Genomic DNA, 16,985 nt, shown 5'->3' with positions numbered 1-16,985 from the left:
CGCTCCACGGGCGGGCCAGTAGGCTCGCCCCATGGCCGAACCCTCCGAAGGGCGCGTCGGCGTCTACCTCGACTTCGACAACGTCGTCATCTCCCGTTACGACCAGCTGTTCGGGCGCGGCGAGTTCTTCCGCGACGGCGCACGGCACGCGGCGAACGAGACGGCGACGAAGCGGCTCGCGGAGGCCACGGTCGACATCGGCGCGATCCTCGACTACGCGGCGTCGTTCGGCACGATCGTGGTCAGCCGCGCCTACGCCGACTGGTCCGACCCGGCGAACGCCGGCTACCGCACGCAGCTGATCAACCGCGCCGTGGATCTCGTGCAACTGTTCCGGGTGACGGCCGCGGGCAAGAACGGCGCCGACATCCGGCTCGCGGTCGACGTGCTGGAGGACCTGTTCCGGCTCGAGGATCTGACCCACGTCGTCATCATCGCGGGCGACTCCGACTACATCGCCCTCGCGCAGCGCAGCCGCAAGCTCGGCCGCTCGGTCATCGGCGTCGGGGTCGCGGGCTCCACGAGTCGCGCGCTCATCGCGGCGTGCGACGAGTTCACCGACTACGACGCGCTGCCCGGCGTCGAACCGCGCCCCCGGCACCGAAGCGCACCCGGCGATCGGGGTCGGCCGCCGCGACCGAGGCGGCCGCGGCCGACGCCGCCACACCGGAGGAGGACGACGACGACACCGATGTCCACTCCCCGCAGGGGGCGACCGACCTGCTGCTGCGGGCGCTGCGCGTGGTCGAGTCGCGCGGCGATGAGGAGTGGATCAGCAACTCGCAGCTGAAGAACCAGATGCTGCGCATGGACCCCTCGTTCAAGGAGAAGTCGCTCGGCTTCAAGTCGTTCACCGACTTCCTGTCGTCGCGCACCGATGTGATCGAGATCAAGAAGGGCGCCGCGGCGAACGCGCCGCGCATCCGCACGCGTTAACCGGAGGCTGTCTCCTATAAGGTGGAGGTGCCCTCCACTTCTCGATAGGAGACCCCCATGACCTCGCCCCGCACCCTCGGCACGACCGGCATCTCGGTCGGCGACACCGCCCTCGGCACCATGATGTTCGGCCAATGGGGCAACCCGGATCACGCCGAGGCGGTGCGCATGATCCACCGCGCGATCGATGCCGGCGTGAACCTCATCGACACGGCCGACGTCTACGCGAACGGCGAGACCGAGGAGATCGTCGGCGAGGCGCTCGAGGGCCGGCGCGACGAGGTCGTGCTCGCCACCAAGTTCGGCATCCCCAACGCCGGCGACCCGAATCGGCAGGGCGCCTCGCCGCGCTGGATCCGGCTCGCCGTGGAGGCCAGCCTGCGTCGGCTCCGCACCGACTGGATCGACCTCTACCAGCTGCACCGCTACGACTGGACGACCGGCCTCGACGAGACGCTCGGCGCCCTGACCGACCTGCAGCGTGAGGGCAAGATCCGCGCGTTCGGGCACTCGTCGTTCCCCGCCGAGAAGATCGTCGAGGCGCAGTGGGTGTCCGAACGTCGCGGCCATGCCCGGTTCCAGACCGAGCAGCCGCGCTACTCGATCGTCAACCGGGCGATCGAGAACGCGGTGCTGCCCACCGTGCAGCGCTACGGGATGGGCGCCCTCAGCTACGGCCCGCTCGCCGCCGGCTGGCTGAGCGGGCGCCCGCTCGCCGAGAGCAACCGCGCCAAGCGCACCCCGCACGTCTTCGACACCGCCACGCCCGAGAACACACGCCGTGCCGAGATCGTCGAGCGGCTGCAGGCGGTCGCCGACGGGGCCGGGATGCCGCTCCCGCACCTCGCGACGGCGTTCGTGCGTGCGCACCCGGCGATCACCGCCGTGATCATCGGGCCGCGCACCCCCGAGCAGCTCGAGGACTCGCTCGCCGCGTCCGACGTCGTGCTCGGCGATGACGTGCTGGATGCGATCGACGCGATCGTGGCGCCGGGCACCGATGTCAACCCGGGCGACATGTACCACACCACGCCGCCGTCGATCGCCGACCCGCGCGCGCGGCGCCGCTGACCGCCAGACTGGATCGGTGAGCACCGACACCGTCACCGTCACCCTTATCGGCGGTCCCACCCTCCTCATCGAGGTCGCCGGCATCCGGATCCTCACCGATCCGACCTTCGACCCGCCCGGCGAGTACCCGAGCGGGCCGAGCGTGCTGGTGAAGACGACCGGGCCGGCGCTGACCCCCGAGCAGGTCGGGGCGGTCGACGTGGTGCTGCTCTCGCACGACCAGCATCCCGACAACCTCGACGCCGCCGGACGGGCGTTCCTCGCGACGGTGCCGCTCGTCGTCACGACCACGGCGGCGGCCGAGCGCCTCGGCGGCAGCGCGGTCGGCGTCGAACCGTGGCGGCGCACCGAGACGAGCCTGCCCGACGGGCGCACCCTCACGATCGGCGCGGTGCCCGCGCAGCACGGGCCCGATGGCTTCGCCGCGAGCTCCGGGCCCGTGATCGGGTTCGTGCTCTCGGGCGAGGGCATCCCGACGACGTACGTCAGCGGCGACAACGCCGCGGTGCGGGTCGTCGAGGAGGTCGTCGACAACCAGGGTCCGATCGAGGTGGCCGTGCTGTTCGGCGGGGGCGCCCGCACGAGGCGGCTGGACGCCTACCTCACCCTGCGCGCGGACCAGGCGGTGCGCGCCGCCCGGCTGCTCGACGCGCGGGCGATCGTGCTCGTGCATGCCGAGGGCTGGCGGCACTTCAGCCAGGGCCAGGCCGACTTCGCCGACGCGTTCGCGGCCGCGGGTCGCTCGGAGCTCGTGGTGCTGGCGCCCGGCGAGCGCCGGGTGCTGTAGCCCGCGGCGCTCCGACGGGGCGCTCCCGCCCTGGATGCCCTAGCCGGCTTCGCTCGGCAGCACCGCGACGGCGGCGATGTCGACGCTCCGGCCGTCGTCGTCGACGAACGCGACGTGCAGCGGGCGACCCGTGGCGGCCTCCACGTATCGCGAGGCCGGCGACAGGTCAGTCGGCAGGTGCCGCGTGCCCCACTGGTGGAGGCCCGCGAGCACGGGGGCGAGGTCCTCGCCGGCGGGCGTCAGCACGTACTCCTCGCGCTCGCGCGCGCCGCCCTCGCGGTAGGTGCGGCGCTCGAGCACGCCGAGGTCGACGAGCTTGCCGAGCCGGTCCGCGAGCACATCGGGCGCGACGCCGAGCCGGCTCCGGATGTCGCTGAAGCGCGTGTGGCCGAGCCGCACGTCGCGCACGACGAGCAGCGTCCACTTCTCCCCCAGCACGACGAGCGACCGCGCGATCGAGCAGCGCTGGTTGACGAGAGTGGGCGACTTCATGGGTTCATGATAGCTCAGTTGTTTTTTCCTAGCCAGGGTGTATCGTCGTCCGCATGCCCACGCTCTCGCCCCGCGCCTCGTTCTGGACCGCCGCCGCCGTGGCGGGTCTCGCCCTCTGGGCGAGCGGTGCGCCGTCGATCGTCTACCCGCTCTACGAGTCGCAGTGGCACCTCAGCCCCGCCGTCGGCACGCTGATCTTCGCCGCCTACCCGATCGCACTCATCCCGACGCTGCTCCTGTTCGGCAACCTCTCCGACCACGTCGGCCGCCGGATCGCGATCCTCCTCGGGCTCGTCGCCCTCGGTCTCGGCTCGGTCGCCTTCGGGCTCGCGACCGGCCTGCCGGAGGTGCTCGTCGGCCGGGCGCTCATGGGCGTCGGCGTGGGGCTCTCGCTCGGCCCCGCCACCGCCGCGATGATCGAGTTCGGTGGACCGTCGCGCGCCCCGCGTGCCAGCTCCGTGACGACCGCGTCGACGGCGACCGGACTCGCCCTGGCCACCCTCGTCGGCGGCGCCCTCGTGCAGTACGCGCCCCTCCCCCTGCATCTGTCCTTCTGGGTTCTCGTGGCGGCGGTGCTCGTCGTGGGCGTGCTCGCGCTCTTCCTGCCGCGGGTGCGCGCCGCGGATGCCGGCCCCTGGCGCCCGCGCGCCCCGTACGTCCCGGCGGGTCTGGGTCGCATGTTCGCCGCCGGTGCTCTCGGCATCTCGGCCGCGTACGTGGTCGGTTCGGTCTTCCTCGCCCTCGGCGCGCAGGTCGCGCGAGAGCTGATCCAGTCGTCCGACGCGTTCGTCGACGGCGCGGTGCTCGCGGTCTCGGCGGTCTCGATCGGCGTCGTCGCGATCCTGGCCCGGCGGCTGCGACCGCGCCGCGCGCTCGGCGCCGCGCCGTTCGTGCTGCTGGTCGGCGTCGCCGCCCTCGTCGCGTCGGGCGCGACGCACTCGCTGATCCTGTTCGTCGCATCGTCGGTCGTCACGGGAGCCGGCTACAGCCTGCTGTTCGCGGGCGGCCTGGGCGTGATCGCCCGCTACGCCCCCGCGCACCACCGCGCCGCCATGATCTCGGCCGTCTACGCGATCGGCTACCTCGTGCAGGCCGGGTCGGCGGTCGCCCTCGGGTTCATCGCCACGGCATCCGGGCTCCTCGTCGCGATCGAGCTCGGCTCCATCGCCGTCGTGGCGCTCGGGGCCGCGGCCGCCATCGTCGCGAACGCCGGCCCGCGGGGTGCGCTCACCCGTCCCGTCACCATCCCCTGACCCGGCCCGGTCGCGGGCGCCCGGCCGGGCCTTGTCACCAGCCCGGCCCCGTCACCGGCTCGGTGCCGGGAGGCGCTGACTCCCACTTCGCCCCGTCGCGCACCGCGGAGGCTCGCGGGCGGGTGCCCTCCGAACGCCATGTGAACTGCGCCTCACTGTGAGGCGCAGTTCACATCGCGTTTCGAGTACGCACCACCCCGGAGCGCCCCGCACTCCCGGCGGGCTATCGGCCGAGCGACGCCGCCTGCGCCTCGAGGGCGGCCCAGAGCCGGTCGCCCGCGGCGTCATCCAGGGCCTGGCGCGCGAGCCCCGGTCCCAGTGCCGGCCCGCGAAGTAGGTGCCGGAGGGCGCGGTGACGTCGCTCGACGCCAGCATGACGAGAAGCCGCGCACCCTGCTCCGGGGTCAGGATCGCGCGCCGGATGAGCGGGGCGAGCGGTCCGCGGTCCAGCCCGCCGAACCGGGTGGCCACCGGCCCGGGATGGAACGAGAACGAGCGCAGCTCCGGCTCCCGCTTCGCGTACTGCCGGGCCAGCATGATGTCGGCGCGCTTGGCGGTGCCGTAGGCCGGCAGCCCCCGCAGCCAGGGCCGGCCGTCGCGGTTCGGATCGTCGGGAACGACGACGCCCCACCGGTTCGCGTTGCTGCCGGTGAAGATGACACGCGACCGCGACGCGCGCAGCCGCGGCAGCAGGGCATTGGTGAGCACGAACGGCGCGAGCACGTTGCTCTGCCAGGTGCGCTCGACGCCGTCCGCCGTCAGCTCGCGCCGCGCGACGACGCCGCCCGCGTTGTTGGCGAGCACGTCGATGCGCGGGTAGGCGTCGGTGAGCCTCGCCGCCAGCTCGCGCACGTCATCCAGCCGATCGAAGTCGGCCACGAACGACTCGCCACCGACCTCCGTCGCGACCGCGGCGGTGCGGGCGGGATCCCGCCCGACGACGACCACGTCGTGACCGAGCTCGTGCAGCATGACGGCGCCCGCGCGGCCGATGCCGGAGCTCGCTCCGGTGATGACGATGAGCACATCGTCCAGTCTGGCGCGCGGGAGACGCGCCGCGGCACACCGGCTACCGTCGAGGCATGGACTCGGCGTACGCCCCGAGCGGCGACCTCGGCATCTACTACGAACGCCATGGATCTCCGACCGCGCGACGCCCGCTGCTGCTCATCCACGGCGGCGGGTCGACGATCGACACCAACTGGGCCGCCCTCCTCCCGCACCTCGCCGCCACACGCGAGGTCGTGGCGCTCGAGGAGGAGGGCCACGGACGCACCCGCCCGACCGAGCGCCCGCTCACGGCCGAGAACGCGGCCGGCGACGCCCTGGCCGTGCTCGAGCACGCGGGCCTCGACCGGGTCGACATCCTGGCCTTCAGCGCCGGATGCCAGACCGCGATCGCGTTCGCCGTCGGGTTCCCGGACCGCGTCGGTCGCCTCATCCTCGCGTCGCCGCCCTGGCGCCGCGATGCCCTGATCCCCGGGTTCTGGGACGGCATGGCCGCCGCCTCGCTCGCCACCATGCCGCCGCTGTTCGTCGAGGAGCACCGCCGCCACAACGGTGACGAGCCGGCGCTGCTGCAACGCTTCTTCGACCTCGACCGGCAGCGGATGCTGACCTTCGAGGACTGGCCCGACGCCGCGATCGCCGGCATCGGGGCGCCCACGCTCGTCGTGGCGGCCGATCGCGACGTCGTGACCGTCGAGAGCGCGACCCTCCTGGCGCGCACCCTCGCCGACGGCCGGCTGCTCGTCGTACCGGGCATCCACGGCGACTACCTCGGCGAGGCGTTCGCGTCGGGCGGCGACACCCGCCTCATGGACCGCACCCTCCCCTTCCTGCTCGCGCACCTGGACGCCTGATGGCCCTGCTCACCGACGTCCCCGACCCGCAATGGGTCATGGCCGGCGACGGCGTGCGCATCGCGACGTACGCCTTCGGCGAGCCGTCCGCGCCGGTCGTGGTGGCGGTGCACGGGTTCTCGTCGAGCGCGGCCGACAACTGGGTCATCACCGGATGGGTGCGCGACCTGACCAACGCCGGATTCCGGGTGCTCGCCTACGACCAGCGCGGCCACGGCGCGAGCGGCAAGCCGCACGATCCCTCGGCCTACTCGATGGATCAGCTCGTGGCCGACCTCGAGACCGTCGTCGACACCTGGCTGCTCGACGACGTCGGGTACCTCGGCTACTCGCTCGGCGGGCGGGTCGGCTGGTTCGGCGCGATCGAGCTGCCGCACCACATCACCCGGGCCGTGCTCGGCGGGATCTCCGACGGCGACCGGCTCGCCGGCTTCGACCTGGATGCCGCCCGCCTCCACGCCGCCACCGGCGCCCCGATCGCCGATCGCCTCACGCACGCGTACGTGTCGGTCGCCGAACGCAACCCCGCCAACGACGTCGAGGCCCTCATCGCCCTCGTCGAGGGGATGCGCGGCGGCGCGCAGCCCGATCCCGCCGAGGCTCCGCAGCAGCCGGTGCTGTTCGCGACCGGCACCGAGGACTCGATCATCGACATCTCGCGCGAGCTTGCCGCCGCCACCCCGCACGGGCGGTTCCTGGAGATCCCGGGGCGCACCCACTTCAACGCGCCGCCGTCGCGCGAGTTCCGCCGCGCCGGCGTCGAGTTCCTCCGCGAGGGCTCGAGTAGCCGGCCGACGGCATGCTCACCCGAGCAGGGCATCCACCGCCTTCGCCGCGTCGATGAGCGGCTGATCGAACTGGTGGTCGTCGTCGACGAGCCGCAGCATGTTGATCTCGGCCCAGACGCCGTGCGACTTCCAGAAGATGGCCTGCGGCTCGAGGTGCGCCTCGTCGCCGAGACCCGGCACGTCGACGAAGGCGTGCCCCTGGTTGACATCGATGGTGTAGAAGTTCTCCGCCCCGGGCCCGAGGCTCAGGGTCGCCTGCGCGGTCTCGCCGCCGTTCGGGTCGGGGTTGTAGGTGCAGCTCGGCTGCGACTGGTCTTTGGCGTCGATCGGCTCGGACAGCGTGGCGCCCACGAGCTTCTCGGCGGCATCCTTCGGGAACAGCACGCACGGGTCGAGCTTCGAGACGTCGACGCCGGCCGCGTCGCCGGAGCCGGCCTTCGGGGTCGAGCCGGAGCCGGCGGCCGGACTCCCGGATCGGGATGCGGCCGGGGGCTGAACGCCGGACGGAGTCCCGATTCCGAGTGAGCATCCACTCAGGAGGGCGAGGACGACGATCGTCCCGCCGGCGGCGGCACGGGTGCGGTTGGCGGACATCGCGGCTCCTGGGTCGGGGAACGAGCGGATCAGGCTCGTCCAGCTTCGGGGAGGCGCGTAACGCCGACGTAACGGGCTACTCGATGCGCCCGCCGAAGTAGACCTCGACCTCGTGCACCTGCCCGTCGTGCACGAGCGCGGCCTCCATATTGCGCCAGTGCGTGCCGTCGGCGAGCGTGTAGTCGTAGCGGCTGAAGACCAGGTCGCCGTGCGCACCCAGCTCGCTCAGGTGGCTCTGCACGAAGTGGCCGGCGCTGGGAAAGCAGGTGCGCATCCACGCCTCGCGATCGATGTGGTCGTCCTGCGGACTCGTGAAGCGGAAGTCGTCGGCGAGCAGGCGGCGGGCGGTGGCGGCATCCTGCTCGTCGAAGGCGGTGCGCAGCCGCCGGACGGTCTGAACGTTGTCGGTCGCGGTGCTCATGCCTGTGACCGTAGGCAGAGCGCGCGCGTGTCAGGACGCGCTGCCAGGAGGCTCCAAGGCCGGAAGGCTCCGGATGCCGTGAACCGTTCGCTGCTCCGCTGCGTATGCAGGGGGTGGCCATCACCGACCGAGACCTCGCCGCGCGCAACCGGCGCACGCTGCTCGCCTGCTTCGACCAGGACGCACGCGGATCCCGCGGCGCGCGGGTCGTGCGCGCGCCCGGCATCGCCGTGGCGGTCTTCGTCACGCCGCCCGAGGGCGCGTACCTCAACAACGCCGTGCTCGAGTCGAGCGTGAGCGACGCCGAGCGGGCGGCGGCCGTCGCGTTCGCCGAGCACGAGTACGCGAGCGCCGGGATCGCCGAGTTCGCGATCTGGATCGATGAGCACGACGATGCCGGCCAGCGCTTCCTCACCGATCGCGGCTACCGGCAGACCGAGAGCACGCTCGCGATGAGCATGGACCTGGGCGAGGTGCCGGCCCCGCCCGCCGGCCCAGCGGGGGTCGAGCTGGTATGGGACGACTGGGACGCCTACTGCGAGCTGCTCGAGCTGCCCGGATTCCTCGCCGACGCCGACCCCGCCGCCTACCGCGTCGTGACCGCGCGCGTCGAGGGCGGCGGCGCCGAGGCGATGGCGTTCCACCACGATGGCGACTGCGGCATCTTCAACGTGGGCACGACCGAGGCCGTGCGACGCCGGGGGCTCGGGGCGATGGTGACCCGCGCGTTGCTCGATGATGCGGTCGCGCGGGGGTGCGGCACGGCATCCCTGCAGTCGACGCCGGAGGCCGAGCGGCTCTACGCCCGGCTCGGGTTCCGGGCGCTGGGGCGCATCCGGGAGTTCTCGCGCAGCCGGCCCGAGCGCTCCTGACTCAGGGTCGCGGGCGCGTTACTCGGACGAGCGCCGACGCCGGCGCACGACGCCGGTCACGACGACCGCGACGATCCCGAGCACCACGACGGCGAGCGCGGGCCAGATGAGCCATGCGCTGTCGACTCCGGTCGCGGCGAGCCGACCGTCGTCCGAGCCGATGGGGCCCAGAGTCGCCGTCACGAGCACAGCTGTCACGAGATGCCTCCCTGCAGGTCTCCCGGAACTCTAGTCGCGAGCCGCGGCATCGCCGGCGCGGTCGCCACGACCGATAGGGTGCGGATACCCCTTGTCCGCTCCTGGAGGAGACCTGTGCGAAAGACAGCCCTGCTGACGATGGTCGGATTGGCCGCGGCAGCGGCCACGCTGATCCCCGCGATGTCGGCGACCGCCGCTCCGACCTGCGACACCGGCTGCGTGGTCAGCTTCACGCCGGGTGCGCAGACGACCTGGACCGTGCCCTCCGACGCGACGGACGTCACCGTGGTCGTCGCCGGCGGCGCGGGAGGCGCCAGTGTGTACGCCAGCACCCCGGCGGCGCCGGAGGCAAGGTGACGGTCGATCTCGGAACGAGCTACAACGGCGAAACCCTCCACGTCCTCGCGGGCGACAAGGGCGCGGACATCGCGGTCGAGGGCCCCGGAGGCGGAGGCGGCGGAAGCTACGTCGCCGACGCGTCCGGGTTCATCGCCGTCGCGGGAGGCGGCGGCGGGACCGGTGCTCTCAGCACCCCGCCCGCTGCCGTTCCGGGTGGGATGGGCGGATACGCGAGCGCATCGGCGAACGGCGCCGACGGGGCGAGCGTCAACGGGTACGACATCAGTGGGCTCGGCGCCGTGGGCGCCACCCCGGGCGGCCCGACCAGCCAGGTGGGTCTTGTCGCGTACGGCGGAACGGGCGGCGTCGCGTCCGTCGCGGGCGACGGCACGATCACCCCGGGGCGGGCGGCGAGCCGGCTTTGTACCTGAACTTCCCGGTTGCTCAAGGCGGCGGCGGCTACGCCGGCGGCGGCGGCGGCTCGGCGATGGAAGGCGGGTCCAGCCTCGCCGCCGCCGGAGCGGGAGGCGGAGGCTCCGGCTTCCTCCGTGCGGGCCTCACCGCCTCCGCGGTGGAGCCCAACACCGGCGCCGGGTCGATCACCTTCACCTACACGATGGACCCCAGCATCTCGGCGCCCACCGCGAGCGTGCCGGCCGGCTCGACCGCGTCGACCATCATCGATGGCGTAGCACCGTCGACGGCGTTCTCCGTGCTGCTGGACGGCACGACCGTCGTCGCCTCGGGCACGACTCCGGTGACCGGCGGCCCGGTCACCCAGTCCTTCACCGTTCCCGCCGACACGTCCGGAGGCACGCACACGCTGACCCTGCAGGTCGGCGGCATCCGGGCTGCGACGAGTGCGGCGTTCACCGTGACCGCCGCCATCGCCCTCGCGGCGACCGGCGTCAGCACTCCGTGGTGGGTCGCACCCGGTGTGGCGATGCTGATCGCGGTCGGGACGCTGCTGCTCTGGTGGACCTCACGACGGAGCCGCGCCCGCCTGGTGCGCTGAGCGGGCGGCGCCTAGCTTCGCTCGAGGATCGCCGCGAGGTCTCCCCGGCCGGCAGCGCCCCGTAGAGGTGCCCGTACCGCGCCCCCTCGCCGAGCCGCGACTCGACGAACAGGTCCGCGACCGCGGCGGGCGCGTGCCGGATGAGCAGGGATGCCTCCAGTGCGAGCGCGAGATCGGCCATGAGGCCCCGCGCATTCGCGGCCGCGGTGATCGGATCGAGGTCCGCTGCCTCCCGCGCGCGCTGCTCCGTGATCGCGAGGTGCTCGTCGAACACCGGGTTCTGCCCCGCCGCCAGGGCGACCTCGTCGATGAACGCGGTGACGGCATCCGGCTCGGTGTTCAGGGCCCGGATCAGGTCGAGCGCGATGACGTTGCCCGACCCCTCCCAGATCGCCATCACCGGCTGCTCGCGGTAGCGCCGCGCGAGCGGGAACGCCTCCGTGTACCCGTTGCCGCCGAGGCACTCGAGCGCCTCGTAGGCGTGGCCCGGTCCGCGCTTGCAGATCCAGTACTTGGAGACCGCGGTCGCGATCCGCCGGAAGGCCTGCTCCTCGGCCCCGGCATCCGCGTCGTACGCGCGCGCCACCCGCATCGCCGTGGCGGTGGCCGCCTCGGTCTCGAGCGCGAGGTCCGCGACGACCGCCGTCATCGCCGGCTGGTCGATCAGAGTTCTTCCGAAGGCGGCGCGGTGGCGCACGTGCCAGACGGCCTCCGCGGTCGCCTGCCGCATGCCGGCGGTGCTCCCGAGCATCGAGTCGAGCCGCGTGCCGGAGACCATGTCGATGATCGTGCGGACGCCGCGCCCCTCCTCCCCCACCAGGAACCCGACCGTGCCGTCGAACTCGACCTCGGAACTCGCGTTCGACTTGTTGCCGAGCTTGTCCTTGAGCCGCTGGATCGCGAACGCGTTGCGGCTGTTGTCGGGCAGGACCCGCGGGACGAGGAAGCAGGTCACCCCCTTGTCCGTCTGCGCGAGCACCAGGAACCCGTCGGACATCGGGGCGCTGCAGAACCACTTGTGGCCGGTGAGCACGTAGTGGTCCTGCGCCTTCACGGCCTGCGTCGTGTTGGCGCGGATGTCGCTGCCGCCCTGCTTCTCGGTCATCGCCATCCCGAACAGCGCCGACTTCTTGCCCAGGCGGAGGTCGGGGGCGTAGTCGGTGCTGAGGAGCCTTGGCACCCAGGTCTCCGCCAGTTCGCTGTTGTGCCGGATGCTGGCCACCGCCGAGTGCGTCATGCTCACGGGGCACGCGTGGCCGGGCTCCACCTGCGCGAAGAGCATGAACGTCGCGGCGCGCGCCACCTCCGCGCCCGGTCCGGGGCTGTTGTATGCGCTCGCGTGGGCGCCGCGCTTCAGGGCCGCCGCGATGACGCGGTGGTAAGACTCGTCGTACTCGACCTCGTCGATGCGGGTGCCGTAGCGGTCGAATTGGTGGAGCTGCGGGGTGTTGATGTTCGCGCGCTCGGCGTCGTCTTGGAAGGCCTGGGTGCCGACGTAGCGACCCGTCTCGTGGAGGCGGTCCTCGGCCCAGGCGGCGTCGTGGCGGTAGACGGCTTCGACGAGGGGGATGTTGGTGCCGTACTCGTCGACGTCGACGCGTGGTCGGGGCTGGTTGGTTACCTCGTGGGTCGCCATGGGGATGAGGGTAGTCAGTGCATAAGCCCGATGGCCTTCGCATAGTTCCGAAGCTTTCCAAGCACATAGTTCGCGATGGTTGCCTGACGTGTCTCGGTTCGCCACATCATTTCAAGCCGAATGCGCTCCGAACCTCTATGAAGCAGGACATCGCTCTTGAATCGAAAGTCTGTCCCGATTTCGACCTCAACTTCGTAAGAATCGGCCATACCAGCGGCGACAAAGGCTTCGCCGACCGCGCGGTTCAGTAGACCGTCATTCGTCTGCGCGATAGATGCGAGGCTTGCGTAGGCCGACTGAGTGTTCGTCCCTGCTCGGCCCCTCTGCGGCGTGGCCCCAACTGACCACCTCCCAGGATCACGCCGATCGCACTGGAACGCAGCCGATCGACTGCGTCTCGCTTGTTGCCACGCGTCGACATCCCGAGCCCCGTCATTCGCGTCTTCAGATCAGCACTCGCAAACGAACGCGCTATCTCGAGCGCGGCGAGAATCTCGAGGTGAAAGATCTTTGCGTCCAACACCGTTCCGAGGATGCCGATCGTGTCCGGCTGGGCTCGAATGTCGTTGACCACGTTGGCGTTGGTCGCCGTTAGTAGTCTGTCGATGTCCGCTGCGGAGAGAGCACCTCGAGTGAGCGCAGCAACATCTCCTTCCGGATCATTCCCTGCGACAACCACGGTCCAAACTCGCGGCTGCTCGGTCGCCATCAGGCGCCGAACCGCAGCACCATTCTGTAAGAGAGCGGCACGGATCGAACCCATGTAGTCGCCCACCGTCGGCGCTTGAGCAGCTAGATCGGTAGCCGCGTCTTCGGTAAGGCCCAGCGCAGTGAGCGACGCGCCTTCATTAAGCGCCGCAATGGTGTTTGCGGCGATCCGCACATAGTCCGATTTCGGAGGTCCACTGAAGCGGACCACAGGCATCCCCGACATGAGAGCTGCTCCGCCAAGCCGGGTCCCGAGACCGACCAGCGCTTCAGTTAGCTCATCCGTATTTGTCGGCCACACGACGAGTGTGTTTTGACCGTTGGCCGCGCGCACAAAGCCATTGATGCCGTGCAGAGACGCCTCCAGAGCCGACTCGCTCACGTCAGTCAAAGCCTCGCGGCCCTCGATCACAATGACCCGAGCGTTGGACGTCGGCGGCAGCGCTTGGAGTTCTGAAGGTATGTCCGCATCCAGCGGGATCCGAACCGTAGAGACGCCCGCCCTGAAGATTCCGACCGTGTCGAGAAAAGTCGACTTCCCCGATCCAGCTTCACCACGGATGATCCAGAATCCTCCACGGCGGGCCGCCCGAAGATCGGCGAACCTTTCGGAGAACTGCGCCAACGTTTCCTCCACCGGTACCACGACCGATTGAAGAGTGCCCTCTCCGGCGTCCCTAAGCTGCTCGAATCGATCAGGGACGTATAAATCTTCTCGTTCCACCAAGTCGGACACACTTGCATTGTGTCCGTGGATCGCTCATCTTCGCGGCGCCACGCGACGAGTCTCGGAATTGTGCGCGGCACCGCGAGCTCTTTGTCGCCTCGATCACCGCGAACTGGCGGCCCGCGCCTTGCCGTGGCGGACGTTCTCCAGCACGCGCTTGCGGCTCCAACCGGTCAATCGCCACAATTGGCGCCAGTCGTCCGAGAGGACCTTCAGCCTCCCGGCCGCGACCATCTCTGGAAGTGTCCTCTCCTCCACCATGAGGCCCTTCGCTGCCTGACGCACCATCCGATCGGGCGAGTCAGCAGACTTCGCGAGCGCCGCAGTTCTGATCGGAATGGCCGGCACCGTGTCCCTTCGCGTTCGCGGAGCGATCAGTCTCCGGTGCTCGAATCAGGCTTTGGCCTCAACCCGCGTCCGTGTCTGCGGATCGAGCCACCGTTGTCAAGAGCACCTCCGGCCCCTCCATCTGCGGCACATGCCCGACGCCCGCGAGCACCTCGAACCGCGCCCTCGGAATCCCCGCCGCATACGCCCGCCCATACGCGACATCCACGATCCGATCCGCCTCACCCCACAGCACCAGTGCCGGCACCTCGTCCCCGCCCAGCCGCCCGAGCAGCGACGCATCCGCCATCGACCCGCCGTACAGCGCCAGTGACGCCCGATTGCCCGCGAACACCTCCCGCGCCGCCGGCGGCAGCGCCGACGGGTCGAGCGACGGCGCCTTCGACGGGTCGTACCAGCTGCGCTCGGCGATCTGCGCGGGGGTGAGGGCGAAGAAGTCGGCGACCGGGTGGTCCGTGACCTCGATGCCCACGGCATCCACGAGCACGATGCGACCGAGGCGCGACGGATGGCGCAGTGCCAGCTCGGCTGTGATCCAGCCGCCCATCGAGTTGCCGATGACGGTGACGTCGTCGAGGTCGAGCGCGTCGAGCATGCCCTCGATCAGCTCTGCCAGGCCGGCAATCGTGGTGAGCGCCTCGGGGCGCGGTGTGCCGCCGAAGCCCGGGTAGCTCGGCGCGATGACGCGCGATCCGGTCTGCTCGGCCAGCAGATCGGCGAAGCCGGTGACGGATGCCGGGCCGGCCCCGCCGTGCAGGATCACGATCGCGCGCCCCTCCCCGCGCTCGTCGGCGGTCAGCGGGACGTCTCCGAACGACGTCGGGATGGTGAGGGAGAGCGGAGTCGTCATGCCAGTCACGCTATATCAACATATTTATATAAACAAGCTGTCTCGTTCGCCTAGGATCGAGCCATGGCGATGTCCCTCTCCGAGCTCGGACTCACGATCAAGCGCGTCCAGGCACGGCAGCACCGCACGGCGACCGAGGCGCTCAAGCCGATCGACGTGACGCTCGTCCAGTGGGACGCCCTGCGGCACCTGCACGCCAACCCGGGCGCCTCGCTGCACGACCTCGCCGTGCTGACCTTCCAGACCGACCAGGCCTTCGGCACGCTCGCCGCACGGCTCGAGGCGCGTGGGCTGATCCGGCGAGTGACGGGAGCCGGGCGCGCGATCCGTCCCGAGCTGACGCCCGAGGGCGAGCGGGTGCGCGCCGCGGGGCAGAAGATCCTCGACGGCATGCTGCGGCAGCACTTCGCGCCGCTCGGCGAGAACGAGCGCGAAGTGCTCGGCGGGATGCTGCAGCGGTTGCTCGTCGACTAGCGCAGCCGGCCGGCGGCCTCCCCCATCACGTCGATGATCGACCGCGGCGCCCTGATGCCGGTCGCATATACGTACAACGTCGTGTACCCGAGCTCCGCCAGCTCCTCGCCGGTGCGCACCACGTCATCCGGAGTCGACGACGGGTCGATGCCCATCATCGCCGTCTTCTCGATCGTGTCGTAGTCGCGACCCAGGTCGTCGCAGTGCGCGCGCAGCACGTCGAGCTTGTGGGCGGCATCCGGACCGGCCCCGATGTTGCAGGCGTCGGCGTACTGCGCGACGAGCTTGAGCGTGCGCTTCTCGCCGCCCCCGCCGATCATCAGGTAGGGCTTTCCGCTCAGCGGCTGTGGCGAGTTGAGGGTGCGGCCGAGGTGGTAGTACTCGCCGTCGAACGGCTCCTCCGACCCCGACCACATCTGCAGGCAGATCCGGATCGCCTCCTCCAGGCGGTCCATGCGCTCCTTCGTCGGCGGGAAGCGGAAGCCGAGCCCCGCCGACTCCTCGTCGTTCCACGCCGCACCGATGCCGAGGCCGGCACGGCCTCCGGAGATCACGTCGAGGGTGCTGACCGCCTTCGCCAGCAGCGCCGGCTCGCGGTAGATCACGCCCGTGACGAGCGTGTGCAGCTTCACCGTCTTCGTGTGCGCGGCGAGGTAGCCGAGCAGCGTGTAGGCCTCGAGCATCTCGTGCTCGACCGGTCCGATGCCGGGCAGTTGCCAGAAGTGGTCCATGACCGTGATGCGGGTGATTCCCGCATCCTCCGCCGCACGCGCGTGCGCGGCGAGGTCGGCACCCAGCGCGGCGGGGCCGCCGGTCCAGGTGAAGTCGGCGATGTGCAGTCCGAGTTCCATGGATGCCATATTCCCCGGTGCGGATCGCCCGCGCTGGCCGGCGGCGCGCTTGTTACGCCGCCGAGCGCGCGTTCCGCTTCGACGCGAGCGTGCGCCCGTGCTCGACGGCGAGCTGCTGCGCGGCGGCGTGCACCTCGACCGCGTCGTCGGCCAGGCCATCCATCGCCGGATTGACGCCCACCAGGGTCAGCTGGCGCTGCACGACGAGCAGGTCGGCCTTCCAGATGTTCTCGATCACGTGACGCAGCCACGGCGTCGAGTGGTCCCAGTCGGTCTTGCCCGACTCGGGACGGTAGTCGCCGCCGAGAACGCTCGCGAGCACCACCGGCTTGCCGGTGAGGGCGCCGGACTTGATGCGGTCATCCGTGTAGGTGATGTCGTACCAGCTCTTCACGTGGGCGGCGACGCCCCAGTTGTACAGCGGGATCGCGAGCAGGATGGCGTCGGCGTCGACCAGCTCGTCGACGAGGGTGGTGGCGAGCTTGCGGGCGCCCTTCTGCTCCTCGGTGAGGTCGGCATCCGGAGTCATGCCGCTCAGCACGAGCGTGCGCCAGGTCGTGGCCGGCAGCGGATCGGTGCCGATGTCGCGGCGGGTGATCGCGGAATCCGGGTGCTCGCCGGTCCACTCCGCCTCGACGAGATCCGCCAGGGCGCGACTGTGCGAGGTCGCGGGGTTGATGCTGGCATCGAGACGGTAGAGCGACACGGTAGAACTCCCTAACTAAGAAAAACAAAGTGACTAGGGAGAACGTAGCACGACTAT

Annotated in this window: 22 protein-coding genes; 12 read left to right on the top strand and 10 right to left on the bottom strand. The window is 70.9% G+C overall.

The genetic code is table 11. The features are described 5' to 3' along the window. The first annotated feature begins 31 nt into the window (after positions 1–31). From QQK35_RS15515 to QQK35_RS15505, 4 genes are read left to right on the top strand one after another with little or no spacing between them, the layout of a single operon-like run. Positions 32–790 carry an NYN domain-containing protein gene (locus QQK35_RS15515; protein ID WP_348534962.1) on the top strand — a complete coding sequence of 253 codons (759 nt, stop codon included), beginning with the start codon at positions 32–34 and terminating at the stop codon, positions 788–790. After that, entirely contained in the window at positions 742–936 is a 195-nt protein-coding gene (locus QQK35_RS19970; RefSeq protein ID WP_348534961.1) for an OST-HTH/LOTUS domain-containing protein, read from the top strand. The genes QQK35_RS15515 and QQK35_RS19970 overlap by 49 nt, the downstream gene beginning before the upstream one ends. Positions 937–993: 57 nt before the next feature. Further along, positions 994–2,007 carry an aldo/keto reductase gene (locus QQK35_RS15510; protein ID WP_284254963.1) on the top strand — a complete coding sequence of 338 codons (1,014 nt, stop codon included), beginning with the start codon at positions 994–996 and terminating at the stop codon, positions 2,005–2,007. 16 nt (positions 2,008–2,023) lie between these two features. Further along, complete coding sequence (locus tag QQK35_RS15505; RefSeq protein ID WP_284254962.1) at positions 2,024–2,794, top strand: MBL fold metallo-hydrolase; 771 nt, start codon at positions 2,024–2,026, stop codon at positions 2,792–2,794. Positions 2,795–2,833: 39 nt separating this feature from the next. Here the strand turns inward: QQK35_RS15505 and QQK35_RS15500 are convergent, their stop codons facing one another. After that, a complete protein-coding gene (locus QQK35_RS15500) occupies positions 2,834–3,286 on the bottom strand; it encodes a winged helix-turn-helix transcriptional regulator (RefSeq protein WP_284254961.1) in 453 nt (150 codons plus the stop codon). A gap of 53 nt (positions 3,287–3,339) precedes the next feature. Between QQK35_RS15500 and QQK35_RS15495 the strand changes: the two genes are divergently transcribed. Continuing rightward, complete coding sequence (locus QQK35_RS15495; protein ID WP_284254960.1) at positions 3,340–4,539, top strand: MFS transporter; 1,200 nt, start codon at positions 3,340–3,342, stop codon at positions 4,537–4,539. A gap of 51 nt (positions 4,540–4,590) precedes the next feature. On the opposite strand, the gene QQK35_RS15490 is transcribed toward QQK35_RS15495, so the two are convergent. After that, positions 4,591–5,565: an SDR family NAD(P)-dependent oxidoreductase gene (locus tag QQK35_RS15490; RefSeq protein ID WP_284254959.1), complete on the bottom strand. Its 975-nt coding sequence runs from the start codon at positions 5,563–5,565 to the stop codon at positions 4,591–4,593. A gap of 56 nt (positions 5,566–5,621) precedes the next feature. Here QQK35_RS15490 and QQK35_RS15485 point away from each other — a divergent pair, with 56 nt between their 5' ends. Beyond that, a complete protein-coding gene (locus QQK35_RS15485) occupies positions 5,622–6,401 on the top strand; it encodes an alpha/beta fold hydrolase (RefSeq protein WP_284254958.1) in 780 nt (259 codons plus the stop codon). Next, complete coding sequence (locus QQK35_RS19965; RefSeq protein WP_348534960.1) at positions 6,401–7,714, top strand: alpha/beta fold hydrolase; 1,314 nt, start codon at positions 6,401–6,403, stop codon at positions 7,712–7,714. The genes QQK35_RS15485 and QQK35_RS19965 overlap by 1 nt, the downstream gene beginning before the upstream one ends. Positions 7,715–7,859: 145 nt before the next feature. Here the strand turns inward: QQK35_RS19965 and QQK35_RS15475 are convergent, their stop codons facing one another. After that, complete coding sequence (locus QQK35_RS15475; protein ID WP_284254956.1) at positions 7,860–8,204, bottom strand: nuclear transport factor 2 family protein; 345 nt, start codon at positions 8,202–8,204, stop codon at positions 7,860–7,862. A gap of 113 nt (positions 8,205–8,317) precedes the next feature. Here QQK35_RS15475 and QQK35_RS15470 point away from each other — a divergent pair, with 113 nt between their 5' ends. Continuing rightward, positions 8,318–9,076 carry a GNAT family N-acetyltransferase gene (locus QQK35_RS15470; RefSeq protein WP_284254955.1) on the top strand — a complete coding sequence of 253 codons (759 nt, stop codon included), beginning with the start codon at positions 8,318–8,320 and terminating at the stop codon, positions 9,074–9,076. 18 nt (positions 9,077–9,094) lie between these two features. Here the strand turns inward: QQK35_RS15470 and QQK35_RS15465 are convergent, their stop codons facing one another. Further along, the gene (locus QQK35_RS15465; RefSeq protein ID WP_284254954.1) at positions 9,095–9,274 is read right to left on the bottom strand and encodes a hypothetical protein; all 180 of its coding nucleotides are present in this window, start codon (positions 9,272–9,274) and stop codon (positions 9,095–9,097) included. 114 nt (positions 9,275–9,388) lie between these two features. Between QQK35_RS15465 and QQK35_RS15460 the strand changes: the two genes are divergently transcribed. Genes QQK35_RS15460 through QQK35_RS15450 form a run of 3 tightly spaced genes read left to right on the top strand, consistent with a single transcriptional unit; the run spans position 9,389 to position 10,628 of the window. Next, positions 9,389–9,631: a hypothetical protein gene (locus QQK35_RS15460; RefSeq protein ID WP_284254953.1), complete on the top strand. Its 243-nt coding sequence runs from the start codon at positions 9,389–9,391 to the stop codon at positions 9,629–9,631. After that, positions 9,628–10,044, top strand: a complete 417-nt coding sequence (locus QQK35_RS15455) for a hypothetical protein (RefSeq protein WP_284254952.1) — start codon at positions 9,628–9,630, stop codon at positions 10,042–10,044. The genes QQK35_RS15460 and QQK35_RS15455 overlap by 4 nt, the downstream gene beginning before the upstream one ends. Beyond that, complete coding sequence (locus QQK35_RS15450; protein WP_284254951.1) at positions 10,035–10,628, top strand: hypothetical protein; 594 nt, start codon at positions 10,035–10,037, stop codon at positions 10,626–10,628. Before QQK35_RS15455 ends, QQK35_RS15450 begins: the two co-directional genes overlap by 10 nt. On the opposite strand, the gene QQK35_RS15445 is transcribed toward QQK35_RS15450, so the two are convergent. From QQK35_RS15445 to QQK35_RS15430, 4 genes are all read right to left on the bottom strand, one after another. Beyond that, on the bottom strand, positions 10,522–12,264 hold the full coding sequence (locus QQK35_RS15445) for an acyl-CoA dehydrogenase family protein (protein ID WP_284254949.1): 1,743 nt from the start codon (positions 12,262–12,264) through the stop codon (positions 10,522–10,524). The two genes, QQK35_RS15450 and QQK35_RS15445, sit on opposite strands and share 107 nt — an antisense overlap. Positions 12,265–12,508: 244 nt before the next feature. Continuing rightward, positions 12,509–13,708 carry a hypothetical protein gene (locus tag QQK35_RS15440; protein ID WP_284254948.1) on the bottom strand — a complete coding sequence of 400 codons (1,200 nt, stop codon included), beginning with the start codon at positions 13,706–13,708 and terminating at the stop codon, positions 12,509–12,511. 93 nt (positions 13,709–13,801) lie between these two features. Then, positions 13,802–14,047: a hypothetical protein gene (locus QQK35_RS15435; RefSeq protein ID WP_284254947.1), complete on the bottom strand. Its 246-nt coding sequence runs from the start codon at positions 14,045–14,047 to the stop codon at positions 13,802–13,804. Positions 14,048–14,105: 58 nt separating this feature from the next. Then, positions 14,106–14,897, bottom strand: coding sequence for an alpha/beta fold hydrolase (locus QQK35_RS15430; protein WP_284254946.1), 792 nt, complete (start codon positions 14,895–14,897; stop codon positions 14,106–14,108). A 63-nt stretch (positions 14,898–14,960) separates the two neighbouring features. On the opposite strand from QQK35_RS15430, the gene QQK35_RS15425 reads away from it, so the two are divergent. Further along, complete coding sequence (locus tag QQK35_RS15425; RefSeq protein ID WP_284254945.1) at positions 14,961–15,371, top strand: MarR family winged helix-turn-helix transcriptional regulator; 411 nt, start codon at positions 14,961–14,963, stop codon at positions 15,369–15,371. On the opposite strand, the gene QQK35_RS15420 is transcribed toward QQK35_RS15425, so the two are convergent. Together QQK35_RS15420 and QQK35_RS15415 are read right to left on the bottom strand one after the other, a co-directional pair. Continuing rightward, positions 15,368–16,222, bottom strand: a complete 855-nt coding sequence (locus tag QQK35_RS15420; RefSeq protein ID WP_284254944.1) for an LLM class F420-dependent oxidoreductase — start codon at positions 16,220–16,222, stop codon at positions 15,368–15,370. The genes QQK35_RS15425 and QQK35_RS15420 overlap by 4 nt on opposite strands. Before the next feature lie 52 nt (positions 16,223–16,274). Continuing rightward, entirely contained in the window at positions 16,275–16,928 is a 654-nt protein-coding gene (locus tag QQK35_RS15415) for an FMN-dependent NADH-azoreductase (protein WP_284254943.1), read from the bottom strand. Positions 16,929–16,985: the final 57 nt, after the last annotated feature.

Origin of the sequence: Pseudolysinimonas kribbensis (assembly GCF_030161895.1) — a bacterium.
In the GTDB taxonomy this organism is placed as follows: Bacteria; Actinomycetota; Actinomycetes; order Actinomycetales; family Microbacteriaceae; genus Pseudolysinimonas; species Pseudolysinimonas kribbensis.
This window is presented reverse-complemented; position numbering and strand designations above follow the sequence as displayed.

Coding starts and splice junctions, on each gene's coding strand:
- QQK35_RS15515 (WP_348534962.1), top strand. CDS start 32: ATGGCCGAACCCTCCGAAGGGCGCGTCGGCGTCTACCTCGACTTCGAC.
- QQK35_RS15510 (WP_284254963.1), top strand. CDS start 994: ATGACCTCGCCCCGCACCCTCGGCACGACCGGCATCTCGGTCGGCGAC.
- QQK35_RS15500 (WP_284254961.1), bottom strand. CDS start 3,286: ATGAAGTCGCCCACTCTCGTCAACCAGCGCTGCTCGATCGCGCGGTCG.
- QQK35_RS15495 (WP_284254960.1), top strand. CDS start 3,340: ATGCCCACGCTCTCGCCCCGCGCCTCGTTCTGGACCGCCGCCGCCGTG.
- QQK35_RS15485 (WP_284254958.1), top strand. CDS start 5,622: ATGGACTCGGCGTACGCCCCGAGCGGCGACCTCGGCATCTACTACGAA.
- QQK35_RS19965 (WP_348534960.1), top strand. CDS start 6,401: ATGGCCCTGCTCACCGACGTCCCCGACCCGCAATGGGTCATGGCCGGC.
- QQK35_RS15475 (WP_284254956.1), bottom strand. CDS start 8,204: ATGAGCACCGCGACCGACAACGTTCAGACCGTCCGGCGGCTGCGCACC.
- QQK35_RS15445 (WP_284254949.1), bottom strand. CDS start 12,264: ATGGCGACCCACGAGGTAACCAACCAGCCCCGACCACGCGTCGACGTC.
- QQK35_RS15430 (WP_284254946.1), bottom strand. CDS start 14,897: ATGACGACTCCGCTCTCCCTCACCATCCCGACGTCGTTCGGAGACGTC.
- QQK35_RS15425 (WP_284254945.1), top strand. CDS start 14,961: ATGGCGATGTCCCTCTCCGAGCTCGGACTCACGATCAAGCGCGTCCAG.
- QQK35_RS15420 (WP_284254944.1), bottom strand. CDS start 16,222: ATGGAACTCGGACTGCACATCGCCGACTTCACCTGGACCGGCGGCCCC.